The organism is Ruegeria sp. AN11 (genome assembly GCF_056536005.1).
Map to the genome: position 1 here is coordinate 1881207 of NZ_JBQFJD010000001.1, position 26186 is coordinate 1907392.

Genomic DNA, 26186 nt, shown 5'->3' on the forward strand with positions numbered 1-26186 from the left:
TCTTATCCCTCTTCCTTATCGGCCTTGTCATCGGATGCCGCACGCGCCTTGGCCTGCGCCTTGCGCCGCGCCATATTCGCCTTGAGCGCCGCTTTCAGTCGCTCTTCCCGCGCGTCCCCGGAATTGCCGCGTTTTTTGGGTGATTTGTTGTCTGCCATGACCTTTCTCTACAGGAGGCGAAAAAAACCGTCCAGACACCCTTGCGTAGCGTTTCGTTTGAGTCTAATCACCCGCCCACAGCGCTGCTGTAGCTCAGAGGTAGAGCACTCCCTTGGTAAGGGAGAGGTCGAGAGTTCAATTCTCTCCAGCAGCACCATAACTTCCTGATAATAATTAAAAATTAGGCTTCTCCCAAACAGTCAAACCGCAAGAAAGCACTGCAAAGTGCTGCATTCGCCGGCAAGATTGTTTCTGCAACGTGCAAAATGCGTGCAAATGCGGTGCAGCCAATAAGCGTCATTTCGAGAGGGGAATCCGTAATTTGCGGCGCTTCCAGAAAATGGAGAGTGCTCAAGATAGCAGAAATCCTTCTAGCGGGCGTTTCGTTTACCGCTTTGCTTCAAACGGCGTGCGGGCTCTGGACCCATGAAACGATCAGAATAAGCCACCCGCCAATGGTGCTGCAACAACCAAGCTGACCTTCTTTGCTTCCGGCATTAGGGTTTATGTCGGCAAAGTCCGGTTAATCCACGGATTAGTCGGGGGTTAATCAGGAACGCATGGGCTGACGAGGTTTCTATTTCATGTTCAGGAAACAGCTTCACAGAAGCGATGGCAACAAAAGATCCGAGTGACTCATGGTTTTCTGGCTATAAGCCAGTAGGTTACGCCCAGCGCAAGACCGATTGCTGCGTAACCAAGAAAGTACTGAGGTTCCAAATTTTTGTCGTCTAGCGTGATGATTTTTCGAGCTACAGCCATCAAGGCTGTTGCGACAACAAGCTTGATGTGGATGACGTCGGCGGTCAAATATAGTGTAATATTTGTATAGATTTCTATCGCAATGAGAACGACCAGCACGGCGCTGAAAACCGTGAGAAGGTCACTGACTTCCAAGATGTAGACAGGCGGTTCCAGCAACTTTTGGTAGGTTGTGAAACCGGCGTCAATAATTGCCATCAGAATGATTCCGAGCATCAGCACCGACAATGCCCTGACACCGTGGCGGATCATGCGGTTGCACCACCGAACAATGGCATCTTCGTGATCGGGATCTAGTTCCACATGTGCTGGGATGGGTTTGTTCTCTTCACCACTCACTGTAATCTCCAATTCCGACTTCATTCGCAAGCGTGAGAAATTTCATGGTGTTGCATCGCTCACTTCGGCTTGGACCGAGTTTTCCCATGAAACGCGTGTAGTCTTCCAGACCGATCTTTAGGTCTTCAAAGAACTCTGTTGGGCTCTGTGAGTTCATTTTCTAATCGGGGCAAATGCCTCTTTTCGGGATAAGCGGTCGACGAGCCTCGGTTCATTGACGGCGGTTCTCCATTGTCACCGCGTCTGGTTGGATTTTTGAGCCCTCTCACTGCTATTCACTGCCAAACTTTCGAACTGAGTGTGTACACCTACCACGGACTTGACTGAATCTTGCGTTCAAATCGCACATTGCGCCTGAGCGGCCGCTTCACTCAAGACTGTTTTTGTAGATCACACCATCCTTCATGATAACCGAGAAGTTGGCCTCTGGATCGACCATCAGATTGATATCCTCCACCGGGTTGCCATCCACCAGCACAAGATCGGCATAAGCCCCGGGTTCAATAACTCCGAGTTTGCCTTCGTGGTAAGGGTTTCGTGGCCCGGAGAGGGCAAGGAGTTCAGCGGTATTGAATGTCGCTTGCTGCAAAACTTTCGCTCCTGACCACCATCTTCCGCGACGCTCGAACTCCAGATTCTGCATAGCAAGAAGCGCCGGTGAGCCAAATAGGTCGACCCCAAAGGCAATCGGCAGGTCGTACTTCTGGATGAGCGAGACGAAGGTCTCCACATTGTCTCGGACTGGTGCGCCCTTGGCGATGGTGTCCGGGTCTCCTCCTGCCAGCATCTCATCGTCTGGTGTGAAGATCAGGAACTGTGGATTGAGGATAGCGCCCGCATCTCGAATTGCCGCGATGGTCGCTTCTTCCTTGATCAAATTGCCATGATCAATGCTTTTTACACCGCCGGCCAGCGCTCGCATAACCGACTCGTCTGAATATGCGTGCACCAGAACATAGGTATTCCAATCCTCGGCCGCATCCACCGCAGCACGGATCTCCTCGACTGAGTAATGCGTGGTATCAAGTGGGTCATAGGGGCTGGAGTTGCCACCTCCCAGGCTTAGTTTGATTTGGGTCGCCCCTAGCCGCAACGCCTCGCGGGTCATGGCACGAACTTCCGGCACACCGTCTGCGATGAATGACCACTGCGTCTCGAAAAAACTACGCTCGCCACGCTGCCTCGGGTGGGTTTCGTTGTACAAACGAAAGTCAAAATGCCCGGACGTCTGCCCTATGAAATGCCCGGAACAAAATATGCGCGGCCCAGGTATGATGCCTTCATCAATGGCCTGAGCAATACCGTAGCAAGGCCCTCCGGCGTCCCGCAGGGTCGTGAAGCCGCGCATCAGCATGGCCTCAGCCTCCCGCGTCGCCAACGCGCCGACATAGGTCCAATGCAGATTGTAGGCGAGTGCAATGGGACTGGCACCCAGCATGATGTGATTGTGCCCATCGATCAGACCGGGAACGAGCATGCGCCCGCCACCGTCAATTACAGTTGCGGCTTCGGGTGGCAACTCAGTGGTCGAAACCTCGGCGATAAAGTTGCCCGTGACCCGGACGTTAGCATTTTCGATCACAGTTGCATTTCGACTGTCAAAAACATCGACGTTTAAAAAAAGAGTCGAAGACTGAGGGGTTTGCCCGATCGCAGGCGAAAAAGCTGTCACCGCGGTAAGTAGGCTCAATACATTTGTAAGCTTAATCAGCATTATTTCCCTATTTTCCAGTTCACAGAGCGCGAATGTCTCCGTTCGCACACCATGATACACAGTTTTTCGATGAGCATTCAAAACTGGCCAGAAGTGCATCCGAAGAGGTGCTCCGCTTTCGTCAAAGTTTCAGACCTGATCCTCCTTATTGTTGATCAGCGTTTGTGGGATTGTTCATCAGCTCGGCGCAGTGCAACCTTTTCTGCTTTGCGGCGGTGAATATTCTCTAACTCGGCCCTGATCCATTCTTCGGCGCCCCACAAACTCTGGGCAGGAATATCCCGGCCAAAGAAATTGAACTTAAAGGCCAAATCTTCTTGCTCGTCCGAATTTTCCTTAGCCGATATAGCTGCAGTTGCCAGGCCTGTCAGAAATCTTGGTGGCAGGTTCCAATTCTCTCCCACTGGAAGCCGCTCATAACCACCCTCAAAACTAATGCGCTTACTGAACTCACCTTCGTGCACGATGGGGTTTCTAACCAATTTCCACATCGCTTCCGGCATCGTAAGGCCTTCAAATTTCGTGCCTATTACTCTGACACTGAAGGCAATCTCCCAAACGATTTCCTCTTGGTCTTCCAGCAGCTTTTTGAACCTATGACCTGATCCTTTTGACGGGTATCGCTTTTTCCCCGTCGCATCAAAAGCCTGGAAGATTGCTGTCACCGCGTTCTCGTAATCGCCAACGGCGATGTCCCTAACTGCTCTTTTCAAACGCCTACCAATTCCACTCATGATATATCCCTACTTCGGCCGTCGCGCGCTCGACCCGTTCGCCTTGATAACCTGATCGCCAACCAATGATCGGGCACCTCAGTGCCACGACTTCACGCACTTGCACCACAAAAGAGCTGCGCTTCGTTTCGGGAGATGGCCACAGCGAAACAATTGAAGCGACCTGCTGAAATCAAAAGCGAAATTTATCCGCCACACACAGGAACACCTAATTGAAAGCGTATGTCGCGCCGATCAGCAGGCCGGACTGGCTGAAGTCAAAGTCGTTACCATTCACTTCGTGATCAAACGAAATATGGCGGTATCCGCCTCTGATCATCCATCGGTCGTTTATGGCATAATCCGCCGTCAGCAAAATTTGCCAGGTCTCGCTGCCACTTCGGAACCCTCCGTAGTCCAGAAAGGCCGTACCGGACCAGCGATCAGAAATCGCATAGCGGGCGCGGAGACCTATGACAGGGTCTGTCCAACTGGCGTCTACGGTACTGGTCGTCCCAGGCAATGCCCCCGGGGACAGCGTGAATTCGGTTTCCGTGTTGAACCACCTGAACCCTCCTGCCAGATCCAGTTTCAAAGTTGGGTCTTCGTAGACGCGGTAACCAACGTAGCCGCTCAGGAACTGCGTCTTGAGGGACGTTTCCACGCCGGAGAACGCAGGCCCGGACAGGTCGTTGTCAATGGAAAGCTTGGTGTAGTTGTAATCAGTCAACAGACTCCACCGGCCGTTACTGGCCGCGAAGGCACCCATGAAGGCGAGGTCCAACTTGCTGAGCGCGTCCGAAAAACTCAGCGTTGCATCGATGTTGCCGTTCGGCGAATCCAGTGACGTTTTTGTCTCTGGCATGAACAGATAAATCGTGGCTTCGTAATTCCAGTCGCTCGACTGGGCTGCAACAGGCAGCGCTGGAACTGCCCAAGTGGCGAGAGCAGCTGTCCATGTGGGTAATCTTTTCATAAATTCCTCCTATCACATGCCGACTGCATGAACTTTCACAGCAGGGAGGGGCCAAAATCGCATTCTGGTATTCTTGTGTGAATGATGGCGATGGCGGTGATCCGAGTCAAAAGGATTATCTGATCGGGCTTCGTTCAATCAGCATTTCAACCAATGGCTTATCTGGCGGGCTACTCTTGAACCTACATATCTGAGCGGACCCACGGTTGTGCTGAAGAAACGGAGAACCAAGAGGGACGTCTATTGCCCGGAAAGATTCTCTCTGAGCGCTGAGGTTGAAGCTTCGAAAGTGTCCAGGATGTTTCGATCGGGCGCAACCTGCAACCGGATGTCCGATGCCTGTCATATACACTTTGGTTTTGGGAAAGGGTTGAGGGGCTGGCATGAGTGAGGGGGTCTATTCGGCCAGCCCCCCGTGTAGTGTTGGACGGAGGTGTGTGTGTGGTTGCTCCGTTATCTGATAACTAACAAATCGAGCGGGGCTGCGGTATTGGGGGTTCCCCGTAGTTAGGCAAATTAATCCTCCCGACATAATTCAGACAGAGCGCGGGGCTAATCGGCAGATGTGGCGCGTTCTGGTGTGTTCTGCGATTGCTGATGGGTACGAGTTTGGCGCGTCACACCACAGCACCCAGGGCGACATGACACTGCGTGGCAAATTCGCGCGGAAGCCGGAACAGGTCAGCTCTTGGGCGGCGTTGGGCGGGTCGATGCAGGTTGTGGTATTCTGAAGGCATCCACCGGCGGCATTGTATTGAAACCGCTTGGGGTCCGTTCTTGTTTCGGAGTGTCCTATGAAATTTATCAATTCTTCCACACTCATCCTTTGCGCCGCCGTATTGCCGACATCTTGCAGCACCATTTTTCACGCGGATTTCGAGAGCGGGACGCCCGGACAGTCGCCACTGTCCAACCCGCCAGGGCCACCCGCCGGCGACAGTATCAGTGTCGGATCAGAAGAGTTCTTCTTCGTATCCGCCGAAGACGCCATTGCCGGCGATCTTTCCCTGAGTATCCGTGAGCGGCCACCTGCAACAGAGACGTCCGGCGACCATATCACTTTCCGGACGTCACCGATCAGCGACGAAACCGCGCCGATCTACATCACGTGGCAGGGGCAGATTCTGGATGATGGCGGAATGATCGTAGATAGCGGTGTCGTGGGGCGGTATTTCGGCCGGGTCGTTTTCAACAATGGCCAGATTTCCATGTTTGATACACCGGTGGGCAGCTACAGCATCGGCGACAGGCACACGGTTCTGATCTCGATGTTTCCGGACGACATGGTTTATCGCCTCGCAGTCTTGGGTGACGCTTCATTAGAGGCGCCATTTGCCGAGGCGAACCTGCGCGACCTTGACGGCACTCCTGACAATGAAGGGTTCGTTGATGTTTCCGTCAGCGCCTCGGCAGATCAGAACAGGTTCTATGTCATGGATGACGTGACAGTGTCGCTGCGTGATCCAGGCGATTGATTGGGGGCATTCAACATTTTGCAGCGCCGGCGGCGGTGGATGGCCGGTCGCGGTTATTGCGCCGGATGAGAGGACAAGTTGGGCATGGGCACCCACCCCGGCAGATCATCCGGTGAAACCGACACGTGCAGATGTTCCGAGCGGTCCCGACCGACCTTGCGATGCTTGCGCAGAAGGAAGATCTTGCCCCAGCCCCTCCATGTCCCGACTGATCTGGCGGACGCATCGACCGGGAAACGCTCGCGCCAACCGTCCGGCAAGGGCAGACCATGCAGTTCTGCCTTGTCCAGCATCCAGATCAGGGAGATGTTGCTGAGTGGGCGCGCCTCTTCAAAGCCGTTCAGTTGCCCGCCGACATCGCCATGGGTGCCGCGGAACCAGACCTGTTCGACATGGCCGCGGAACTCGGGCGTACATTTCCACAGGACCGGTTCGAACACTTCGCGCGTCTCATCCAGCGCCAGAGCGTGATAGCCGTGGCGGGTCGAGGGACCAAGCTTGTGGTGGTGAAACGCGTGCCGATCCTCGGCCCAGCGCCACAGCATGGGCAGGCGCAGGCCCAGCGCCTTGACCGTATCCCAGACGCCAACCATTTCTATCGCAATTTCGTCATGGCAGAACTTGCGCCGGAAATCACCTGCCGCGGCTCCACCTGGATTGCATTCATAATGGCGATAAGCCTGTTTGATGTTGCGTTCGGTGGCATGCTCGGCCTTGAGCAGGCCAATCATGTCGATGACACCGGCAAGACTGCGCACACCGTACGCGCCACGGGAATATCCGATGAAGTAGATCCGGTCGCCGGGCTTGTACCGCGAGGCAAGATAGCCGTAGGCACGCCTGATCTGGCGATTGATGCCGCGCCCCATCATCACATCCAGCGAGGACTTCCAGCTTTCCCATTGCACACCGGATTCGTAAAAGACCGAGACTTGGCTGCCCATTTCCCGACACAGGCGATAGGTCTGACCGGCATGTGTCTCAAGGCCCGGCTCCAGCGTGGACATGGTGCCGTCCAGAATGATGACATGGCTGATTGGCTCGCGGTGCAGCGCCTCGGCCGAGTGCTCGGAGCGAAGCGGCCGTCCTAGCCATCCCAGAACCTTTCTACTCAGCCGCGACAGAACCATGTGTCAGCATCTCCCATACTCTGTGAGGTGTGAAAGGCATGTCCGCCTGCCGTACCCCATGATCCCAGAGCGCATCCTGAACCGCGTTTGCAACAGCGGCCAGCGCGCCCACGGTCCCGGCCTCACCGCATCCTTTCATCCCCATCGGGTTGGAAGTTGACGGAACCGGCGCCGAGGTAAACTTAATCATGGGTATCCCGGCGGCACGGGGCAAGGCGTAATCCATCAACGAAGCCGTGAGCAGTTGCCCCTGCGCATCATGCACCACTCGTTCGTTCAGTGCCTGGCCAATGCCCTGCACCACTCCGCCATGCACCTGCCCCTCGGCCAGCATCGGATTGATAAGGTTTCCGAAATCATCAACCACTGTATAGCGGTCGACCCAGGTTTCCCCGGTGAAAGAATCGATCACGACTTCGGCAACATGTGCGCCGTTGGGATAGCTGCGCGCCTCCAGATCGGCGCGTGCCGTGTGTTGCAACAGGTCGGTACGGCCATCGGCGCGGGCCATCTCGGCGGCCTCGGTCAGGGTGGGTGTCAGGTTGGACCCCGGCGCCCGAAAGGTTTCGTGGTCAAAAATCACTTGGTTTTCCTCGACCCCCATCTTACCGGCCAGATAAGGCGTGAATGCGGCGATCATGACGTCGATTGTGGCCAGCGTTGCCGTGTTTTGCACCGTCACCGAGCGGGATCCGCCCGTCCCACCGCCATGCGCCAGACGGTCGGTATCGCCCTGGACCACCACGATCCGGTCCATTGGTATCCCGGCCTGATCCGACAGGAAGTGAGTGTAGGCCGTCTCGTGTCCCTGCCCATTCGATTGAGTGCCAACGCACATGTTCACCATTCCATCCTCGCGGAACTCGATCTTCGCGTTTTCGGAAGGGTCGCCCAGAATGCTTTCGATATAGTAACAAAGCCCCTGCCCCCGGATCAGGCCGCGTTCAGCATCGGCGGCCTTTCGGGCGGCAAAGCCTCGGGTCTGCTCGCCAGCGCGGCTGAGAACCATGTCGAAATCGCCGACGTCATAGGTTTCCCCTGTTGCGGTTTTGTAGGGGAAGTCCGCAGGTTTGATGAAGTTCCTGCGCCGCAGTTCCCACGGATCGACACCCAGTTCGCGCGCGGCGCGGTCCATGACCCGTTCGAGGACATAGATCGCCTCGGGCCGGCCCGCGCCGCGATAGGCGTCGACCTGCGTGGTGTTGGTGTAGAACCCTTCGACCCGCAGATATGTGGTCTGAACATCATAGACACCCATCAGCACCTTGCTGAACAGGCTGGTCTGGATGGCCTGCCCGAAATGACTGTTATGGGCGCCAAGGTTAACCTTGCTGTGGACCCGGTAAGCCGTGATCCTGAGATTGTCGTCGAAAGCCAGTTCGGCCAAAGACGTCAGATCGCGACCATGATGATCGGACAGCATCGCTTCGGACCGGTCGGACATCCAGTGCACGGGTTGCCCCAGTTTCATGGCGGCAACGCAGACACAGAAATATTCGGGATAGGGCATCACCTTCATGCCAAACCCGCCACCCACATCCGGCGTGGTGACACGGATCGCCTCGGTTTCAAGCTTCAGTTTCTGCGCCAGTTGCCCCCGCATCGCCCAGACACCCTGACCGCCGTAGGCGAAGTGCAGCCGGCCGTCCGACCATCTGGCCTGACAGCCGCGCGGCTCGATCGAGTTGATGATGACCCGGTTGTCCGCCACATTCAGCGCCACGGTATGGGCGGCGGACTGAAAGGCGGCTTCGGTCGCGGTTTCATCGCCAAGCCCCCAGTCAAAGGCGCGGTTATCCGGGGCTTCGGGATGCAGCGGCTCTCCGCCCGCATCCACATCCAGCTTGGCGGGCAGGTCATCGGTCTCCATCAAGATCAGCTCGACCGCGTCCTGCGCCTGAAGCTGCGTCTCGGCAATCACTGCAACGACGGGCTCACCCACAAAGCGCACACGGTCTTTGGCAAGCATTTGCCGCTGTGGCGCCGCGCCTTGCGAGCCATCCCGGTTGGGCATGATCGCCGCGTTCATTACAGTGTCGATCCCGGTCGCGGCCAGATCGTCCAGCGTCATGACCAGGCGGACCCCATCCACCTGCCGCGCAGCATCCAGATCCAGCGCTATGATCCGCGCATGCGCAACCGGGCTGCGGAAGAAGGCCGCATACAGGGCATTGTCCGGCACGGCATCGTCCATGTAGCGCCCCTGCCCGGTCAGAAAGCGGTGATCTTCGGTCCGTTTGACCGGCTGGCTTTTGCCGAACTTTTCCATTGCTGTCCCTTTCAGGCTGCTGTGGCTGCGAGGTTAGCCCCCGCATATGCGATGTCCAGTCGATCGCGAAGAAATTCGATTTCCAGCAGCATCCCAATGGTATAGCGTCGGCGCCATGACCTGGACACATGACGCCGTATTCCCGTTCACCGCCCCTATCAGCACCGGCACAGAAGCCACGCATGACGTTTACGTCGGGGGCGAAGGTCCACCGATCATGATCCTGCAGGAACTGCCGGGGATCGGGCCGGAAACGCTGGAACTGGCGCAGCGGCTGAACAACTCGGGGTTCCGGGTGTATCTTCCGCACCTGTTCGGTACGTTCGGCAAAACTCAGACGGGCAGGAATTTTGCCCGGCTGTTCTGCGTCCGGCGCGAGATCAACATGTTCGCGAAAGGCCGCCAAAGCCCGGTTGCGGGCTGGATGCGGGCGCTGGCGGGTCATATCCGGGATCAGGAAGGCAGCGCGGGCGTTGGTGTCATCGGCATGTGCCTGACCGGCAGCTTTGCTCTGACCTTGATGGCCGACGACGCGGTTCTTGGCGGCGTGGCCAGCCAACCCGCATTGCCGATCTTTGGCGGCGACAAGCTGCATATGAGCTCGCAGGATATCCTAGACGCGCGCGCGGGCATGGCACAAAAAGGCCCCGGTCTGGCGATGCGGTACGCCAAAGACAACCTGTCGCCCCAAAAACTGATGCGGTCGCTGGAAAGCGCCTTTGGCGAGAACCTCGAAACGATTGAGTATGCGGGCAAGGACCATTCGCTGCTGACGCTGGATTTCCACGATCCAGCCTATCAGCGCGTTGATACCTATTTCAAAGACCGATTTGGGATGGCCGGTTAGCACAGACGCCCTTCCCCTTCCTGCGTGCATTCGCTATTGCAAGCGCTGACCCGATTTTGTTGACGCAGGACGCATCCCATGGCGATGGAAAAGACATTCAACGCGGCCGAGGCCGAGGCCCGCATCTACAAGGCCTGGGAACAGGCCGGAGCCTTCAAGGCAGGCGCTAACCGCTCGCGCGACGAAAGCTTTACCATCATGATCCCGCCGCCCAATGTCACCGGCGCGCTGCATGTGGGCCATGCGTTCAACAACACCCTTCAAGATATTCTGACCCGCTGGCACCGGATGCGTGGCTTTGACACGCTGTGGCAGCCCGGTCAGGACCACGCCGGCATCGCCACGCAGATGCAGGTGGAAAAGATGCTGGCCGCCACCCAGCAGCCGGGGCGCCGCGAGCTGGGGCGTGAAGCATTTCTGGACAAGGTCTGGGAATGGAAGGGCGAATACGGGGGCACGATCATCGAGCAGCTAAAGCGCCTGGGATCATCCTGCGACTGGTCGCGCAATGCCTTCACCATGGCAGGCGCGCCGCGCGACCCGCGCACGGGGCACGAAAACTCTGCGAATTTTCACGACGCGGTGATCAAAGTCTTTGTCGACATGTACGAAAAGGGCCTGATCTATCGCGGCAAGCGGCTGGTCAACTGGGACCCGCATTTCGAGACCGCGATCTCGGACCTTGAGGTCGAGAACATCGAGGTCGCGGGTCATATGTGGCACTTCAAATACCCGCTCGCCGGTGGCGAGACATATGAGTATTTGGAAAAAGATGAAGATGGGAATGTGATCCTCCGGGAGGAGCGGGATTACATTTCAATCGCGACAACCCGGCCCGAGACTATGCTGGGCGATGGTGCGGTTGCGGTTCACCCCTCGGACGAGCGGTATGCACCCATCGTTGGCAAGCTCTGCGAAATCCCGGTTGGCCCGAAAGAGCACCGCCGCCAGATTCCGATCATCACCGATGACTACCCGGACCCCGGTTTTGGCTCGGGAGCGGTGAAGATCACCGGCGCGCATGACTTCAACGACAACATGGTCGCTAAGCGCGGCGGCATTCCGATGTATCGCCTGATGGGCACCAAAGGCGCGATGCGGGCCGATGGGGCTCCTTACGCCGAAGAGGCCGACAAGGCGCAGGAATACGCACGCGGGCGTGAGTTTACCGAGAACGAGATCGACGCGATCAACCTGATCCCCGATCACCTGCGCGGGCTCGACCGGTTCGAGGCGCGCGCCAAGGTGGTGGAAGAGATCACCAACGACGGTCTGGCCGTCATGTGCCGCGCAGATGACCCGCGTTTGGGCTCGACCGCTTTGAAACCGGAGCACGAAGGCGCGGACAAGCTGGTGCCGCTGGTCGAGCGCAAACCGATTATGCAGCCCTTCGGCGACCGCTCGAAAGTGGTCATCGAGCCGATGTTCACCGACCAGTGGTTCGTCGACGCCGCCAAGGTCGTTGGCCCCGCGCTGGATGCGGTCAAGGACGGCACGGTCAAGATCATCCCCGAGTCTGGCGAGAAGACCTATTACCACTGGCTGGAAAACATCGAGCCTTGGTGCATCTCGCGCCAGCTGTGGTGGGGGCATCAGATTCCGGTTTGGTATGGTCTCGACCTGTCTGCCGAAGACTTCATTGACGACGAAAACGACGGCAATCTTGATCTGGTCGAGATGGGCCGTTTGCTGAACGAAGGCGGCATGCTGCACCGTGGCAACGTTATGGAATGTGCATCCAGCCTTGAAGCGGTAACCGAGAAATTCTTGGACGACAATGCTAACATCCCCAGCCCTCTGAGCCACGCGACAGTTATTGAAGTCGCCGACAAGCAGGAGGCGATTCATCAATTCGCCGAAAGCCTTGCACAATATGCAATCGAACAGGACCCGACCAAGCTGGTTTACCCGGTCTGGCGCGACCCTGACGTCCTGGACACCTGGTTCTCCTCCGGCCTCTGGCCCATCGGCACTCTGGGCTGGCCCGAGCAGACCGAGGAACTGGAACGCTACTTCCCCACGGACGTTCTGATCACCGGCTTCGACATCCTGTTCTTCTGGGTCGCCCGGATGATGATGATGCAACTGGCCGTGGTCGATCAGATCCCGTTCCACACCGTCTACCTGCACCAACTCGTCCGCGACGAGAAGGGCAAGAAAATGTCCAAGACCACCGGCAACGTCATCGACCCGCTGGAGATCGTGGACGAATTCGGCGCCGACGCGCTGCGGTTCACCAACGCCTCGATGGCAGCGATTGGCGGCGTGCTGAAACTGTCCAAGGAACGCATCACCGGCTATCGCAATTTCGGCACCAAACTTTGGAACGCCGTCCGTTTTGCCGAGATGAACGAGGTCTTCACCGACGCCGTGCCGCAACTGGACGTGGCCGACCTGAAACCCAAGGCCGCCGTAAACCGCTGGATCATCGGCGAAACCGCCCGCGTGCGCGAAGAGGTTGACGCGGCGCTGGAAAGCTACCGCTTCAACGACGCGGCCAACGGGCTTTATGCCTTTGTCTGGGGCAAGGTCTGCGACTGGTATGTGGAACTATCCAAACCGTTGCTGCAGGGTGATGATGCTGCGGCTCAGGCTGAAACCCGCACCACCATGCGCTGGGTTCTGGATCAGTGCATGGTTCTGCTGCACCCGATCATGCCCTTTATCACCGAGGAACTCTGGGGCCTGACAGGCAACCGCGCCAAGATGGTGGTCCACGCCGACTGGCCGACCTATTCTGCGGCCGACCTGATCGACGCGGATGCGGATCGTGAGATGAACTGGGTGATCTCGGTGATCGAAAACACCCGCTCAGCCCGTGCTCAGATGCGGGTGCCTGCTGGTCTGTACGTGCCGATGCTGGTGACCGAGATCGACGCCAACGGCCAGGCCGCATGGGACCGCAACGAGGCGCTGATCAAGCGCCTTGCGCGGATCGACAGCCTGACCAACGCAGAAGATCTACCCAAAGGCACAATCTCGATTGCCGCACCCGGCGCGTCCTTCGGCCTGCCGCTGGCGGATATCATAGATATCGGCGCGGAAAAGGAACGACTTGAGAAAGCCAAGGCCAAGCTGGCCAAAGAACTGGGCGGCCTGCGTGGGCGCCTGAACAACCCCAAATTCGTGGCTTCGGCCCCGGAAGAAGTGGTTGAGGAAGCCAAAGCCAACCTCGCCGCCCGCGAAGAAGAAGAAGCAAAGCTGAACGAGGCCCTTGCCCGTTTGGCAGAAATCGCCTGATCTTCATCTTTTCCCAAATACTCAAATCCCGAACCCCGCCACCTGTCGGCGGGGTTTTCTTTTGGTGACACGGCTTTCCCCTTGTTCCCGACTGCTTGCAATTGTTAGCAATTTGCCCAAACAACCCCGAGGCAGAAATGGCGCATTCCCATCCCCCCGTGCAGACGATTTCGACCGGCCTGGTGGTGGCGGTGGTTGGGTTTTTCAGCTCATTCCCGATTGTTTTACAGGGCCTTGCCGCCATGGGTGCCTCGGCAACTGAGGCTGCGTCCGGCCTGATGATGGCTGCGGTTGCAATGGGGCTGGCAGCCATAGTCCTCAGCCTCTGGTATCGGCAGCCGATAAGCGTGGCCTGGTCAACACCCGGCGCTGCTTTGCTGGCGGTTTCTGCCACCCCTGCCGCCGGTTTTTCAGGGGCTGTCGGCGCGTTTCTGTGCGCCGGAGCGCTGACCGTTCTGGCAGGCCTGTGGCGTCCTTTGGGGCGGTTGGCGGCTGCGATCCCGACAACGCTGGCTCAGGCCATGCTGGGCGGGGTTCTGCTGCCGCTGTGTATTGTGCCATTCAAGGCGGCGGTTGAGCTGCCCTGGCAGGCATTGCCGGTCATCGTAACGTGGTTTGTCGCCGGCCGGATCAATCGGTTGATCGCGGTGCCGGCCGCGGTTGCGGCGGCGGCCCTCGTCGTCCTGAATGCCGGAGACAGCCCGGTTCGACCTGAACATCTGGTCGCCGCGCCGGTCTGGACAATGCCGACATTCTCGGTGGCCTCTGCCATAGGCATCGGGCTTCCGCTGTTCATCGTGACCATGGCCACGCAGAATATCCCCGGCATCGCGGTGATGCGCAGTTTTGGTTATGCACCCGAAGCTAGCAGGCTGTTCTCGGCCGTCGGCGGGGCCAGCATTCTGTCCGCGCCATTCGGAGCCCCTGCCACCTGTCTGGCCGCCATCACCGCCGCCATGTGTTCGAACGAGGACAGCCATCCAGACCGGGACCTGCGCTACTGGTCCGCGGTCATGGCAGGCTTATTCTACTGTCTGTTCGGCATTTTTGCCGTGGCGATCACCGGGTTTGCCGCCCATGCCGACCCGTTGCTGATGGGAACATTGACCGGGATAGCGTTGATCGGTGTCATGGCAAACGCGACCTCTGCGGCGCTGGAAGTTCCTGCCGAACGGGAAGCGGCGATCCTGACATTTGCAATCACTGCTTCCGGTATCACCGTGTTCGGCTTGGGCGCGGCGGTCTGGGGACTGGCGGCAGGCGGCATTGCTTATCTGGTTACGAAACGGACCCGGTGAACGCTTTCGTCTGCATCAATGGTCGCGTATAATCCTGCGATGCTTGGATCACTTGGAAAACTGGTGGAACGCCAGATCAAAAAGGCGCAGGCGGAAGGTCAGCTAGAGGGGCTGAACGGCGAAGGTCAGCCCTTGCCCGATCGTTCGACCGAGGCCCAGAGCGATCCGGCCATTGCGGCCGGGCACCGGATCATGGCGCAGGCCGGTGTGCTGCCCGAAGAATTCAGCCTCAGGAATGAACTGGACGCGGCCCGACAGGTCTATGCCGGTCTGACCGATGCCGCAGACCGAAAAGCGGCCATGGCGCGCATCGCCGATCTTGAGATGCGTTACAACATGGCCCGTGATGCGCGCCGGGCGTTCATGCGGTGATCACTTGAACTCGGGCTTGCGGCCCTGCATCTGGGCCGAGATGACCTCGATCTGATCCGGTTTGCCGATCAGTTCCACCTGTTCCGCCGATTCCTCCATCAGCACCTCTGCGCGGGCCTTGCATTCGGCCACTTCGATCAGTCGCTTGGCGGCACGGATGGCCGAGGGGCTTTTGCCCGCGATATTTTCGGCCAGAGCCAGCGCCTCGGTCATTGGATCATCCGACAGTCTGGTAACAAGCCCCCAATCGGCGGCTTGCTGGGCGCCGATGGGGCGGGCTGTATAGGTCAGCAGGCGCAACACGTCCGAGCGGACAAGTTGCGGCAACAGGACCATCCCGCCCATGTCGGGGATAATGCCCCATTTCATCTCCATCACGGCCAGCTTGCTTTCGGGATGGGCGATACGGATATCCGCGCCCAGAGCGATTTGCAGACCGCCGCCATAGGCCACGCCCTGAATGGCGCAGATCACCGGCACCGGCACCCGCCGCCAGATCAGCGCAAGCTCCTGCATCTCGTTGGCGTCATGGTGGCTGCGCGTCATCAGCCATTCGGTCGGGTCCATATGGGCCATCTTGGCAAAGCTTGCCATGTCGAGACCTGCACAGAAGCTTTTGCCTTCGCCCGACAGAACAACGGCCCTTGCGTCCGAGGCCGCGACTTCCTGACCGGCGGCCAGGATGGCTTTAATCATCGCATCGTCCAGCGCGTTCATCTTGTCGCCCCGGGTCAGCGTGACGTGGGCAATGTGGTCTTTATATTCGACGGATACGCGCGCCATGCGAGGCCTCCCAGATCCTGTTTCGCCGATCATGCCCTGAAAGGCATGGCCAGTTCCACCACGACGTGAGGGCAGATCATCTGACCTGATGCTTGCCCAACCCGCCGCCCTGCGCTTATCTGCGCATATGACTGATCCGCGCTACACCCCGCTTGCCCGATCCCTGCCCGCCACCGTCCCGTTTGTCGGGCCCGAAACGCAGGAGCGTGACCGCGGTGCGCCGTTCGTGGCCCGACTGGGCGCGAATGAGAGCGTGTTTGGTCCCTCGCCCTGCGCCATTGAGGCGATGCAACGCGCCGCGAGCGAGATCTGGATGTATGGCGATCCCGAAAACCACGATCTGCGCCATGCCCTCGCCGATCATCATGCCGTGTCCGTGAAGAATGTCGTGGTGGGTGAAGGGATCGACGGGCTATTGGGCTATCTGGTTCGGCTGCTTGTCGAGCCCGGGGATGCGGTTGTGACCTCGGACGGGGCCTATCCGACCTTCAATTACCATGTCGCAGGCTTTGGCGGCGTGCTTCACAAGGTGCCTTATGCAAAGGATCAAGAAGATCCGGTGGCGCTGTTTGCCAAGGCGGCAGAAGTGGATGCCAAGCTGGTCTACCTGGCCAATCCCGACAATCCGATGGGAAGCTGGCATGCGGGTGCCGATATCGTGACCGCGCTGGACGAATTGCCCAATGGCTGCCTGCTGGTGCTTGACGAGGCCTATGTCGAATGCGCACCGGAAGCAACGGCAGCGCCGGTCGCGGCGGATGATCCGCGCGTGATCCGGATGCGGACTTTTTCCAAGGGGTATGGAATGGCCGGGGCACGGGTCGGGTACGCCATTGCAGCACCAGGGCTGATTGCAGCCTTCAACAAGGTGCGCAATCATTTCGGAATGAACCGGGCGGCGCAAGCCGGGGCGCTGGCGGCGTTGCGGGACGACGCATGGCTGTTCAACGTTCAGGGGCGGATTGCCGAGGCGCGCGACAGGATTGGCGCGATCGCGCGGGAGAACGGGTTGGTGCCCCTGCCATCGGCCACCAATTTTGTTGCCATCGATTGCGGGCGGGATGGGGTTTTTGCCAAAGCGGTTCTGGATGCGCTGGTGGCGCAGGGTATCTTTGTGCGGATGCCCTTTGCCGCACCACAGAACCGTTGCATTCGCATTAGTTGCGGTGCGAAGGCCGATCTGGACGCCTTTGCGGCCGCGCTGCCCGGGGCGCTTGCAGCGGCAAGGGCGGAACCCGGCTGAAACGCTGTGCCCGGGGCGCGATTCCCCCCGGGGATATTGTCAGCCAATTGAAAAGACGGTTCTTTTCGGACTAGCCCGCCAGCGTTGCTGCCGCAGCTTCGAGCGCCCCTTTGCCGCGCGGGATATTCAGGGCGGCCATGGCGGTTTCCATTCCGCCCAGCATCGCCATAACCATCTGAGCGTTCACATGGCCCATGTGGCCAAGCCGGAAACAGCCGTCCCAGTCCTCCATCCCCAGACCGATTCCCAAGGTCAAACCCAGCTCTCGCTCGGTAAAGCTGCGCAGCGTCGTGCCCTGACCGTCGGTCAGGCGCAGGGCCGTGACGGCGTGGCTGCGAAAGGCGCGGTCGGCGACATTGAGCTGCAGCGCACCGCCCTGCGCCCAAATCTCACAAGCGCTCCAGATCGCCTGTGAAAGGCGTTCGTGGCGGACCCACACCTGGTCGAGCCCTTCGGCATGGATCAGGTCCAGCGCGGCGCGCAGGCCGTAAAGGTGATGCGTCGGCGCAGTGCCGTTGAAATACTGGTAGAACAGGTCGGGATTGGCGCGCGGCTGCCAGTCCCAGTATTGCGACACGCGAGGCATGGCTGCGCGTTTGGCCTGTGCTTTGTCATTGAAGAAAACAAAGCCCGTACCGGCGGGGGTCATCAGGCCCTTCTGGCAGGCCGTGACCATGACATCGACCCCCCAGTGATCCATCTCGAACCGTTCGCAGCCCAGCGAGGCGATGCAATCGGCCATAAGCAGCGCGGGGTGGTCAAGTTCGTCCAGCAGAGCGCGAAGGGCCGGGATGTCGTTGCGCACCGAACTGGAGGTATCGACATGAACCGCCAGCACCGCCTTGTAGCGGTGTTCTTTATCGGCGTGTAGAGCTTCGGCGATGCGGTCAAAATCCCACGACGAGGCGGTTCCGAAATCGATCAGGTCGACCTGCGCTCCGATGCCCTCGGCCATTTCGGCCCAGCCATGGGTAAACCGGCCCGACGCAGGGGCCAGAACGGTTTCTCCCGGTGCGATCACATTGGACAGTGCGGCCTCCCACGTGCCGTGGCCGTTGGCGATATAGATGGCCACGTCATGCTGCGTGCGCGCGACGCGGCGCAGGTCGGCGGTCAGCGCCGGCATCATGTCGATCAGTTCGCCGTCGTAGATATTGGGCGATGGGCGATGCATGGCCTGCAGCACCGCATCGGGCATGACCGAGGGGCCGGGGATGGCCAGATATTCGCGCCCCCGCGCGAGGGAAACTTGCTGTGTCATGGGTCGCCTTGCCTGAATTGGCGCCTAACCTAACGCAGGTTGCGGCCGCGTCAATCCACCAGTTGCGAGGCCTCGCGCGCAAGTGACTCGATGCCGGGCCAGTCGCCATTCAGCACCATTTGCTTTGGCGCAACCCAACTGCCGCCAGCGCAGACAACGTTGGACAGCGACAGGTAATCGCGCGCATTCGCGGGCGAGACGCCACCGGTCGGGCAGAAGCTGATCTGCGGCAGGGGCGCACCGATGGCCTTCAGCGCAGGCGCGCCGCCCGAGGCCTCGGCCGGGAAGAATTTCAGCATGTCATAGCCCTGTTCCAGCAGGCGCATCGCTTCGCTGGCAGTGGCCGCGCCGGGCAGCAGGGGCAGGCCCTCGGCCTCGCAGGCGGCAATCAGGGCGTCGGTTGCACCGGGCGAGACGCCGAACTGCGCGCCCGCTTCTTTCGCCGCACGAACGTCATCGGGTGTGACCAGCGTACCCGCGCCAACAACACCGCCGGGCACCTGCGCCATGGCGCGGATGGCGTCCAACGCGGCAGGCGTACGCAAGGTAACCTCGAGCGCGGGCAGACCACCGGCCACGAGCGCTTCGGCCAGCGGGCGGGCCTGTGCCGCATCGTCGATCACAAGTACCGGGATAATGGGTGCCAGGGCGCAGATTTCGCGGGTACGTTGGGTTTTGGATGTCATGGCTCAGGCTCCGAAAATACTGGCGCCAGCATCGGCTGAGCCGACGTTGCCGCGGAACGCCGTAAACAGGTCCCGCCCGGTGCCGTGTTGGTTGGCCGAAAGGTCCGCGGTGACTGGTGTGCGGTCCAGAACGCCGGGCGTCAGAATCTCCAACTCCCCCTTCACTGCGTCGACGCGCAGCAGGTCGCCGTCCTGCAGATACGCGATGGCACCGCCATCCAGCGCCTCGGGGCAGACATGGATCGCAGCGGGGACTTTGCCGGACGCACCGGACATGCGGCCATCGGTGACCAGCGCCACCTTTTGTCCCCTGCCCTGCAGGATCGACAGGATCGGCGTCAGCGAGTGCAGTTCGGGCATGCCGTTGGCCTTTGGACCCTGAAAGCGGACGACGACAATGACGTCACCGGTGAATTCTCCGGCCTTGAAGGCGGCTTTGACCTCGTCCTGATCGTGGAACACGCGGACCGGAGCCTCGACCACCTGATGTTCGGGGGCGACGGCGGAGACCTTCATGACGGCAGTACCCAGATTGCCGGTCAGGCGGGACAGGCCGCCAGTGGGCTGGAACGGGTCTTTGGCCGGGCGCACGATCTTTTCGTTCAGGCTGTGGCCCGCGCCGTCTTCCCAGATCAGTTCGCCACCGACCAGCTTGGGTTCTTTCGTGTAGTTGTGCAGGCCCTGCCCCGCAACGGTCAGCGTATCGGGATGCAGCAGGCCGTCTTCCAACAGGGTTCCGATGCAATAGCCCAGACCGCCTGCGGCGTGGAAATGGTTCACGTCGGCCAGACCGTTTGGATAGACCCGCGCAACCAGGGGAACGACGGCGGAAATGTCGGAAAAATCCTGCCAATCCAAAACGATACCGCCTGCCCGCGCCATCGCGATCAGATGGATCAGCAGGTTGGTCGAGCCGCCGGTGGCCATCAACCCGACGATGCCGTTCACAAAGGCGCGCTCGTCCAGGATCTGATAGACCGGCGTGTAGTTGTTGCCCAACGCACTCAGCGACAGGGCGCGACGGGCGCCTTCTTCGGTCAGGGCGTCGCGCAAGGGTGTGTTGGGATTGACGAAGCTGGAGCCCGGCAGATGCAGGCCCATGAACTCCATCAGCATCTGGTTGGTGTTGGCGGTGCCATAGAAGGTGCAGGTGCCGGGGCCGTGATAGGCGGCGATCTCAGCGGCCATGAGCGCATCGCGCCCGACCTCGCCGGCGGCGAATTGTTGGCGGACCTTGGCTTTTTCGTCGTTGGGCAACCCGCTGGTCATGGGACCGGCTGGCAGGAAGACCGCCGGCAGGTGGCCGAATGACTGCGCACCGATCACCAGACCGGGGACGATCTTGTCACAAACACCCAGAAAGACGGCTGCGTCAAACGTGTTGTGGCTGAGGGCCACACCTGTGGCCAGCGCGATGACATCGCGGGAAAATAGCGACAGCTCCATTCCGGCCTCGCCCTGCGTGACGCCGTCGCACATGGCCGGTACACCGCCCGCGACCTGCGCCGTGCCACCCGCTGCGCGGATCGCGTCGCGGATCAGGGCCGGGTAGCGTTCGAACGGCTGATGGGCGGAAAGCATGTCGTTATAGGCGGTAACGATCCCCAAATTTCCAGCGGTTCCGGTGACCATGGCCTGTTGATCCGGTCCCGCGCCCGCATAGGCGTGGGCCTGACCGCTGCAGGACAGATGTGCGCGGGCCGGGCCCTTTGATCTTGCCTGCTCCATCCGATCCAGATGCGGGCCGCGCAAGGGGGCGCTGCGGTCAATGATCCGTTGGGTGACATCGGTGATGACAGAGTTAACCATGTTTAACCTCCGATCTGACGCCAGCGGCGGCCATCGCGATGCATCAGCATCAATGCTTCCTCGGGGCCAGAGCTGCCCTGATCGTAACGCGCCGGGCGGTCACCGCGGTTTTCCCAGCCCTGAATGATCGGGTCGACCCAGGCCCAGGCGGCCTCGGCTTCGTCCCCGCGCATGAACAGGGTCTGGTCGCCTCGGATGACGTCCATCACCAGACGCTCGTACGCGTCCGGCGCTTGTGCTTCGGCGCCCAGGGCGTCAGCAAAGCTCATGTCCAGCGCCACATCCGACAGGCGGAAACCGCCCGGACCGGGATCCTTGATGGTGGTACGCAGGGTGATACCTTCGTCCGGTTGCAGGCGGATCACCAATACGTTGCCGCGCAAGTGACCGACATTGGGGAAAATCGTGTGTGGCGGGTCACGGAAAAATACCGCGATCTCGGATTCACGGGCGCGCAGGCGTTTCCCGGTGCGCAGATAGAACGGCACGCCCGCCCAGCGCCAGTTGCCCAGATGGACCTTCAGCGCGATGAAGCTTTCGGTGCGGCTGGCGGGGTTGCCGACATGATCGACATAGCCGCCTTTGCCATGAACCGCCCGGTATTGACCGCGGGCAATGTCGGCCGGTGCGACGGGTTCCAGCGCCTCGATCACCTTGACCTTTTCGTCACGTACCGAATTGGGTGAGAATTTCGAAGGCGGCTCCATCGCCGTCAGGCACAGAAGCTGGACCAGGTGGTTCTGGATCATGTCACGCATGGCGCCGGACTGATCGTAGTACGCACCGCGCCCCTCGACCCCTACCGTTTCGGCCACGGTGATCTGAACGTGATCTATATGGGTAGAGTTCCAAAGCGGCTCGAACAGGGAATTGGCAAAGCGCAGAGCCATCAGGTTCTGCACGGTTTCCTTGCCCAGATAATGGTCGATCCGATAGATCTGATGTTCCTCGAAACAGGCGCGCAGCCCCTCATTCAGGGCGCGGGCCGAGGCCAGATCGTGGCCAAAGGGTTTTTCCACCACGATACGGCTGTCCGGTGTGGCCAGGCCGTTATCCTGCAGCCGCTGCGCAATCCCGGCAAACAGGCTGGGGCCCACCGACAGATAGAACGCCCGGACAACATCGTCGCGCAGGACCTTGCCCAGCTTGTCCCAGCCCTTTTCGCCCAGCGCGTCGACTGGCACGTATTCCACCCGCTCGAGGAAACGATCCAGCGTTTCTGCTTTGAACTCCGGCGCGAATTCCTGCATCGATGCGCGCACCTGATCGCGGAAACCGTCGCTGTCCATTTCCGTGCGGGCGGTGCCGATGATCCGCGCCTCGTCCGGCATCTGCCCGACTTCGAAACGGTGATACAGGCCCGGAAGGATCTTGCGCTGCGCCAGATCGCCTGATGCACCAAACAGCACAAGGTCGAACGGGTTGACGGGAATTACGCGTGAAACCATGACCGGGCTCCTTCAGAACACATTCGGATCACCTTAGCACCAGATCGCTGCAATACCGGTATCGTAGGTTATGTTATCGCTAACACTCGTGAGGTGAATAGGCAAAGCAGGCGCAAAGATCAACCCTGATTTCGCAACCATTCCATAACCGAGGGCCGCACCGACTGTTCGCCGCGATGCCGGGCATCGGCGATGATTTTGCGCACTTCCTGCAGGTTTGCCCGCAGCAGAACGCTTTTGACCGGGCCGATCGAGGCCGGACGCATCGACAGCGACCGGATGCCCATGGCCGCAAGGCACAGCGCCTCGACCGGGCGCCCGGCGTCCTCACCGCAGAAACTGAGCGGTGTGTTCGAGATGTTGCAACGCTCGACAATACGTTCGATGAAGCTGAGGAAGCTGACGTTCAGCGTGTCATAACGGCGGCGCACCAGTTCGTTTTCGCGGTCGGCCGCAAAGAAGAACTGTTTCAGGTCGTTGCCGCCGATCGAAATGAAATCGACCTCGTCAAAGAATTTTTGCGGGGCGAAGGCCAGCGACGGCGTTTCAAGCATCGCGCCCACTTCAAGCGTCTCAGGCAGGACATGGCCCAGACGTTTTTCCCGCTCGATGGTCTTGTTGACCTCCCAGCGGGCTTCGCGGAATTCGTCGGCCTGCGCCACGAACGGGAACATGATGGTCAGCGGGCGGCCGTTGGCGGCGCGCAGCAGCGCCTGCAGCTGCATGCGCATCACGCCGCGCTTGTCCAGACCCACGCGGATCGCACGCCAACCCAAAGCCGGGTTCGGTTCGGCCACGTGCTTCATGTAAGGCAGAACCTTGTCGGACCCGATATCCAGCGTGCGGAACACAACGCGCTTTTCCCCCGCCGCATCCAGCACACGCTGATATTGCGTCACCAGCTCCGATCGTTTGGGCATCTGGTTGCGGATCAGGAATTGCAGCTCGGTCCGGAACAGGCCCACGCCTTCGGCCCCGGAATTACCCAGCGACGGCAGGTCGGCCATCAGGCCCGCGTTCATCACCAGATGGATCCGCTCTCCATCGCGGGTAACGGTCGGGGTATCGCGAATCGAGGCATAGCGTTCCTGCGCCTTGGCCTGCATGGCGATCTTGTCGCGGAAGGCGCTGACTACTGTGTCTTCGGGGCGCAGATGCACGACGCCGTTGTCGCCGTCGACCAGAATGTGGTCTCCGTTCAGGGCCTCGGTCGTGATGCGACCAACATGCACCACAAGCGGAATCGCCAGTGCCCGGGCGACGATGGTGGCGTGGCTGCCGACGGAGCCTTCCTCGAGAACGATGCCTTTCAGCGACCGCCCGTATTCCAGAAGATCGCCTGGACCGATATTGCGGGCAATCAGGATCGGATCGGGCGGCAGGTCCGCCCCGTTGGTGTTGCCCTGCCCGGTCAGAATGCGCAGCAGCCGATTGCTGAGATCGTCAAGGTCCGCCAGCCGTTCGCGCAGGTACGGGTCTGTCACCTGCTCCATCCGCGCGCGGGCCTGAGACTGTTCCTTTTCTACCGCAGCTTCGGCGCTGAGACCGCGGGCGATGTCTTCCTCCATCCGACGCATCCAGCCCTTGGAGTTGGCAAACATGCGATAGGCTTCCAAAACCTGCAACTGTTCCTTGTCGCCGCCCTGCGAGATTTCGAGCATCTTGTCGACGCCCACCCGCAATTCATCGACCGCTTCGGTCAGGCGCTCGCGTTCGCGGTGGGGGTCGTCCGCGATCGGGTTTGTCACGACAACGCGCGGTTCATGCAGCCAGACATGGCCTTCGGCCGATCCTTCCTGCGCCGGACCACCGGTCAGCTGGACCGATTGCTGGTGCAGCGGCGACAGGGCCGCGCCCTCGCCGACAAAGGCGCCAAGCTCGGCCATCTCGGCCAGAACCATTGCGACCACTTCCAGCGCATAAATCTCGTCGGCGGAAAACTCGCGCGCCTCGCGTGATTGTACGACCAGCACGCCCAGTTTTTCGCCAAGCCTTTGCACCGGAACGCCCAGGAAGGACGAAAACCGCTCTTCACCCGTTTCTGGCATGTAGCGGAAGCCCTTCGCCGAAGGGGCGTTTGCAGTGTTGACCACCTTGCCCGACTTCGCCACCCGGCCCACCAGACCTTCGCCCATGCGCATGCGGGTCTTGTGTACCGCCTCGGGCGACAACCCTTCGGTGGCGCACAGCTCCAGCGTTTCCTGATCGCGGAACAGGTAGATCGAGCAGACCTCGGCACGGATACTGTCGGCGATCAGATGCGTGATCCGGTCAAGACGTTCCTGACCGGCGGCCTCGCTCGCCATTTCTTCGCGCAGCCGCCCCAGCAGCTTGCGGGATTCAGTTTCGGTGCCGTCCGCCATGGCCAAACCAATTTACGGTGTCAGGCAAAACCCTTGGCTGAAATGCTCAGGCCGCCTTGTCCAGTTCAAAGGCATCATGCAGTGCCTGAACAGCAAGTTCCATGTATTTCCGGTCGACCAGAACAGAAATCTTGATCTCGGAGGTTGTAATGACCTTAATGTTGATCCCCTCATCCGAGAGTACCTTGAACATTTTCGCTGCCACACCCGATTGCGAACGCATACCGATACCGACAACCGATACCTTGCAGACGTCATTGTCGGTGACCAGCTCGGCGTAGTTCAGCTCGCCCTTTTCCTTGATGGCATGCAATGCCTTTTCGGCGCGGGCAACCTGGTCGGTCGGGCAAGAGAACGTCATGTCGGTCCGGCCTTCGTCCGAAATGTTCTGAACGATCATGTCGACATTCACGCCTTCGTCGCTGAGCGCGGTGAAGATGGTCGTGGCGATGCCGGGGCGGTCGGCCACGGACACCACGGTCATTTTGGCTTCGTCGCGGGAATAGGCCACACCGGCCACAACATTGGATTCCATGATATCCTCCTCGTCGCAGACCAGAGTGCCGGCCTCGTCGGATTGTTCTTCGAAACTTGAAAGAACGCGCAGTTTCACCTTGTAACGCATGGCCAGTTCGACCGAACGGGTCTGCAAGACCTTCGCCCCCAGCGAGGCAAGTTCCAGCATCTCTTCGAACGCGATCCGGTCCAGCTTGCGCGCTTTTTCACAGATGCGCGGATCCGTGGTGTAAACCCCGTCCACGTCCGTATAAATGTCGCAGCGTTCGGCATCGAAGGCTGCGGCAAAGGCCACTGCCGTGGTGTCCGAACCACCCCGGCCCAGCGTGGTGATCCGACCCTCGGGGCTGATGCCCTGAAAGCCCGCGACCACGGCAACTTTCATGCCTTCGGCGAATTTCTGGTTGATGTTGCCGGTCGGAATGTCTTCGATCCGGGCCTGGCTGTGTGCGCTTGTGGTCAGCAGCGGAACCTGCCAGCCCTGCCAGCTGCGCGCGGGCACGTCCATTTCCTGCAGTGTCAGCGCCATAAGGCCAGCAGTAACGTTTTCCCCTGAAGATACGACCGCATCATATTCGCGCGCGTCGTACAACGGCGATGTTTCGTCGACCCAGCCCACCAGTTCGTTGGTCTTGCCCGACATGGCCGAGACAATGACGATCACGTCATAGCCCTTTGCTACTTCAACGCCCACGCGCTTGGCCGCGCGGCGGATGCGGTCGAGATTGGCAACCGAAGTGCCACCGAATTTCATCACGAGTACGGGCATGGGGGCAGGTGTCT

Annotated in this window: 21 protein-coding genes and 1 tRNA gene; 8 read left to right on the forward strand and 14 right to left on the reverse strand. The window is 59.9% G+C overall.

Annotation, left to right across the window (positions count from 1 at the left end):
- Positions 1–2 precede the first annotated feature (2 nt).
- Positions 3–158, reverse strand: coding sequence for a hypothetical protein (locus ACR3EQ_RS09285; protein ID WP_170612387.1), 156 nt, complete (start codon positions 156–158; stop codon positions 3–5).
- Between the two features lie 83 nt (positions 159–241).
- Here ACR3EQ_RS09285 and ACR3EQ_RS09290 point away from each other — a divergent pair.
- A tRNA-Thr gene (locus ACR3EQ_RS09290) sits at positions 242–316 on the forward strand.
- A 479-nt stretch (positions 317–795) separates the two neighbouring features.
- On the opposite strand, the gene ACR3EQ_RS09295 is transcribed toward ACR3EQ_RS09290, so the two are convergent.
- From ACR3EQ_RS09295 to ACR3EQ_RS09310, 4 genes are all read right to left on the reverse strand, one after another.
- Positions 796–1260 carry a phosphate-starvation-inducible PsiE family protein gene (locus tag ACR3EQ_RS09295; RefSeq protein ID WP_321251590.1) on the reverse strand — a complete coding sequence of 155 codons (465 nt, stop codon included), beginning with the start codon at positions 1258–1260 and terminating at the stop codon, positions 796–798.
- A gap of 367 nt (positions 1261–1627) precedes the next feature.
- Positions 1628–2974, reverse strand: coding sequence for an amidohydrolase family protein (locus tag ACR3EQ_RS09300; RefSeq protein ID WP_170619409.1), 1347 nt, complete (start codon positions 2972–2974; stop codon positions 1628–1630).
- A 155-nt stretch (positions 2975–3129) separates the two neighbouring features.
- Positions 3130–3708 carry a hypothetical protein gene (locus tag ACR3EQ_RS09305; protein ID WP_170613173.1) on the reverse strand — a complete coding sequence of 193 codons (579 nt, stop codon included), beginning with the start codon at positions 3706–3708 and terminating at the stop codon, positions 3130–3132.
- A gap of 208 nt (positions 3709–3916) precedes the next feature.
- Positions 3917–4663, reverse strand: a complete 747-nt coding sequence (locus tag ACR3EQ_RS09310) for an outer membrane beta-barrel protein (RefSeq protein WP_480440756.1) — start codon at positions 4661–4663, stop codon at positions 3917–3919.
- Between the two features lie 563 nt (positions 4664–5226).
- On the opposite strand from ACR3EQ_RS09310, the gene ACR3EQ_RS09315 reads away from it, so the two are divergent.
- Both ACR3EQ_RS09315 and ACR3EQ_RS09320 read left to right on the forward strand, forming a co-directional pair.
- Positions 5227–5394 carry a hypothetical protein gene (locus ACR3EQ_RS09315; protein WP_170613177.1) on the forward strand — a complete coding sequence of 56 codons (168 nt, stop codon included), beginning with the start codon at positions 5227–5229 and terminating at the stop codon, positions 5392–5394.
- A gap of 63 nt (positions 5395–5457) precedes the next feature.
- Complete coding sequence (locus tag ACR3EQ_RS09320; protein ID WP_480490449.1) at positions 5458–6138, forward strand: hypothetical protein; 681 nt, start codon at positions 5458–5460, stop codon at positions 6136–6138.
- 53 nt (positions 6139–6191) lie between these two features.
- On the opposite strand, the gene ACR3EQ_RS09325 is transcribed toward ACR3EQ_RS09320, so the two are convergent.
- On the reverse strand, positions 6192–7268 hold the full coding sequence (locus ACR3EQ_RS09325) for a T6SS phospholipase effector Tle1-like catalytic domain-containing protein (protein ID WP_170613181.1): 1077 nt from the start codon (positions 7266–7268) through the stop codon (positions 6192–6194).
- Positions 7246–9537 carry a xanthine dehydrogenase family protein molybdopterin-binding subunit gene (locus ACR3EQ_RS09330; protein WP_170613183.1) on the reverse strand — a complete coding sequence of 764 codons (2292 nt, stop codon included), beginning with the start codon at positions 9535–9537 and terminating at the stop codon, positions 7246–7248. Before ACR3EQ_RS09330 ends, ACR3EQ_RS09325 begins: the two co-directional genes overlap by 23 nt.
- A 115-nt stretch (positions 9538–9652) precedes the next feature.
- On the opposite strand from ACR3EQ_RS09330, the gene ACR3EQ_RS09335 reads away from it, so the two are divergent.
- The 4 genes from ACR3EQ_RS09335 to ACR3EQ_RS09350 all read left to right on the forward strand — a co-directional run bounded on the left by ACR3EQ_RS09335 (position 9653) and on the right by ACR3EQ_RS09350 (position 15294).
- Complete coding sequence (locus tag ACR3EQ_RS09335; RefSeq protein ID WP_170613185.1) at positions 9653–10384, forward strand: dienelactone hydrolase family protein; 732 nt, start codon at positions 9653–9655, stop codon at positions 10382–10384.
- A 78-nt stretch (positions 10385–10462) separates the two neighbouring features.
- Positions 10463–13624 (forward strand): valine--tRNA ligase, encoded by a 3162-nt coding sequence (locus ACR3EQ_RS09340; RefSeq protein WP_170613187.1) that lies wholly within the window; start codon positions 10463–10465, stop codon positions 13622–13624.
- A gap of 137 nt (positions 13625–13761) precedes the next feature.
- On the forward strand, positions 13762–14922 hold the full coding sequence (locus ACR3EQ_RS09345; RefSeq protein ID WP_170613189.1) for a benzoate/H(+) symporter BenE family transporter: 1161 nt from the start codon (positions 13762–13764) through the stop codon (positions 14920–14922).
- A gap of 39 nt (positions 14923–14961) precedes the next feature.
- On the forward strand, positions 14962–15294 hold the full coding sequence (locus ACR3EQ_RS09350) for a DnaJ family domain-containing protein (RefSeq protein ID WP_480490451.1): 333 nt from the start codon (positions 14962–14964) through the stop codon (positions 15292–15294).
- Here the strand turns inward: ACR3EQ_RS09350 and ACR3EQ_RS09355 are convergent, their stop codons facing one another.
- Positions 15295–16077 carry a crotonase/enoyl-CoA hydratase family protein gene (locus tag ACR3EQ_RS09355; RefSeq protein WP_170613193.1) on the reverse strand — a complete coding sequence of 261 codons (783 nt, stop codon included), beginning with the start codon at positions 16075–16077 and terminating at the stop codon, positions 15295–15297. It abuts the gene before it with no gap.
- 127 nt (positions 16078–16204) lie between these two features.
- Here ACR3EQ_RS09355 and ACR3EQ_RS09360 point away from each other — a divergent pair, with 127 nt between their 5' ends.
- Complete coding sequence (locus tag ACR3EQ_RS09360; RefSeq protein ID WP_480491758.1) at positions 16205–17320, forward strand: pyridoxal phosphate-dependent aminotransferase; 1116 nt, start codon at positions 16205–16207, stop codon at positions 17318–17320.
- Between the two features lie 70 nt (positions 17321–17390).
- Here the strand turns inward: ACR3EQ_RS09360 and ACR3EQ_RS09365 are convergent, their stop codons facing one another.
- From ACR3EQ_RS09365 to ACR3EQ_RS09390, 6 genes are all read right to left on the reverse strand, one after another.
- Positions 17391–18581, reverse strand: coding sequence for an aminotransferase class V-fold PLP-dependent enzyme (locus ACR3EQ_RS09365; RefSeq protein WP_170613195.1), 1191 nt, complete (start codon positions 18579–18581; stop codon positions 17391–17393).
- A gap of 50 nt (positions 18582–18631) precedes the next feature.
- On the reverse strand, positions 18632–19267 hold the full coding sequence (locus tag ACR3EQ_RS09370) for a bifunctional 4-hydroxy-2-oxoglutarate aldolase/2-dehydro-3-deoxy-phosphogluconate aldolase (RefSeq protein ID WP_480490454.1): 636 nt from the start codon (positions 19265–19267) through the stop codon (positions 18632–18634).
- A 3-nt stretch (positions 19268–19270) separates the two neighbouring features.
- A complete protein-coding gene (gene edd / locus ACR3EQ_RS09375) occupies positions 19271–21076 on the reverse strand; it encodes a phosphogluconate dehydratase (protein ID WP_480490456.1) in 1806 nt (601 codons plus the stop codon).
- 2 nt (positions 21077–21078) lie between these two features.
- Positions 21079–22524, reverse strand: coding sequence for a glucose-6-phosphate dehydrogenase (zwf, locus tag ACR3EQ_RS09380; protein ID WP_170613200.1), 1446 nt, complete (start codon positions 22522–22524; stop codon positions 21079–21081).
- Positions 22525–22643: 119 nt separating this feature from the next.
- Positions 22644–24887, reverse strand: coding sequence for a phosphoenolpyruvate--protein phosphotransferase (gene ptsP / locus ACR3EQ_RS09385; protein WP_170613202.1), 2244 nt, complete (start codon positions 24885–24887; stop codon positions 22644–22646).
- A 46-nt stretch (positions 24888–24933) separates the two neighbouring features.
- The gene (locus tag ACR3EQ_RS09390; protein WP_170613204.1) at positions 24934–26172 is read right to left on the reverse strand and encodes an aspartate kinase; all 1239 of its coding nucleotides are present in this window, start codon (positions 26170–26172) and stop codon (positions 24934–24936) included.
- Positions 26173–26186 lie beyond the last annotated feature (14 nt).

What these genes read in the sequence shown, in the direction of transcription:
- ACR3EQ_RS09335 (WP_170613185.1), top strand. Translation starts at nt 9,653, where the DNA reads ATGACCTGGACACATGACGCCGTATTCCCGTTCACCGCCCCTATCAGC.
- ACR3EQ_RS09365 (WP_170613195.1), bottom strand. Translation starts at nt 18,581, where the DNA reads ATGACACAGCAAGTTTCCCTCGCGCGGGGGCGCGAATATCTGGCCATC.
- ACR3EQ_RS09370 (WP_480490454.1), bottom strand. Translation starts at nt 19,267, where the DNA reads ATGACATCCAAAACCCAACGTACCCGCGAAATCTGCGCCCTGGCACCC.
- ACR3EQ_RS09300 (WP_170619409.1), bottom strand. Translation starts at nt 2,974, where the DNA reads ATGCTGATTAAGCTTACAAATGTATTGAGCCTACTTACCGCGGTGACA.
- ACR3EQ_RS09390 (WP_170613204.1), bottom strand. Translation starts at nt 26,172, where the DNA reads ATGCCCGTACTCGTGATGAAATTCGGTGGCACTTCGGTTGCCAATCTC.
- ACR3EQ_RS09355 (WP_170613193.1), bottom strand. Translation starts at nt 16,077, where the DNA reads ATGGCGCGCGTATCCGTCGAATATAAAGACCACATTGCCCACGTCACG.
- ACR3EQ_RS09340 (WP_170613187.1), top strand. Translation starts at nt 10,463, where the DNA reads ATGGCGATGGAAAAGACATTCAACGCGGCCGAGGCCGAGGCCCGCATC.
- ptsP (WP_170613202.1), bottom strand. Translation starts at nt 24,887, where the DNA reads ATGGCGGACGGCACCGAAACTGAATCCCGCAAGCTGCTGGGGCGGCTG.
- ACR3EQ_RS09320 (WP_480490449.1), top strand. Translation starts at nt 5,458, where the DNA reads ATGAAATTTATCAATTCTTCCACACTCATCCTTTGCGCCGCCGTATTG.
- edd (WP_480490456.1), bottom strand. Translation starts at nt 21,076, where the DNA reads ATGGTTAACTCTGTCATCACCGATGTCACCCAACGGATCATTGACCGC.
- ACR3EQ_RS09285 (WP_170612387.1), bottom strand. Translation starts at nt 158, where the DNA reads ATGGCAGACAACAAATCACCCAAAAAACGCGGCAATTCCGGGGACGCG.
- ACR3EQ_RS09315 (WP_170613177.1), top strand. Translation starts at nt 5,227, where the DNA reads ATGTGGCGCGTTCTGGTGTGTTCTGCGATTGCTGATGGGTACGAGTTT.
- ACR3EQ_RS09360 (WP_480491758.1), top strand. Translation starts at nt 16,205, where the DNA reads ATGACTGATCCGCGCTACACCCCGCTTGCCCGATCCCTGCCCGCCACC.
- zwf (WP_170613200.1), bottom strand. Translation starts at nt 22,524, where the DNA reads ATGGTTTCACGCGTAATTCCCGTCAACCCGTTCGACCTTGTGCTGTTT.
- ACR3EQ_RS09325 (WP_170613181.1), bottom strand. Translation starts at nt 7,268, where the DNA reads ATGGTTCTGTCGCGGCTGAGTAGAAAGGTTCTGGGATGGCTAGGACGG.
- ACR3EQ_RS09350 (WP_480490451.1), top strand. Translation starts at nt 14,962, where the DNA reads ATGCTTGGATCACTTGGAAAACTGGTGGAACGCCAGATCAAAAAGGCG.
- ACR3EQ_RS09310 (WP_480440756.1), bottom strand. Translation starts at nt 4,663, where the DNA reads ATGAAAAGATTACCCACATGGACAGCTGCTCTCGCCACTTGGGCAGTT.
- ACR3EQ_RS09305 (WP_170613173.1), bottom strand. Translation starts at nt 3,708, where the DNA reads ATGAGTGGAATTGGTAGGCGTTTGAAAAGAGCAGTTAGGGACATCGCC.
- ACR3EQ_RS09330 (WP_170613183.1), bottom strand. Translation starts at nt 9,537, where the DNA reads ATGGAAAAGTTCGGCAAAAGCCAGCCGGTCAAACGGACCGAAGATCAC.
- ACR3EQ_RS09345 (WP_170613189.1), top strand. Translation starts at nt 13,762, where the DNA reads ATGGCGCATTCCCATCCCCCCGTGCAGACGATTTCGACCGGCCTGGTG.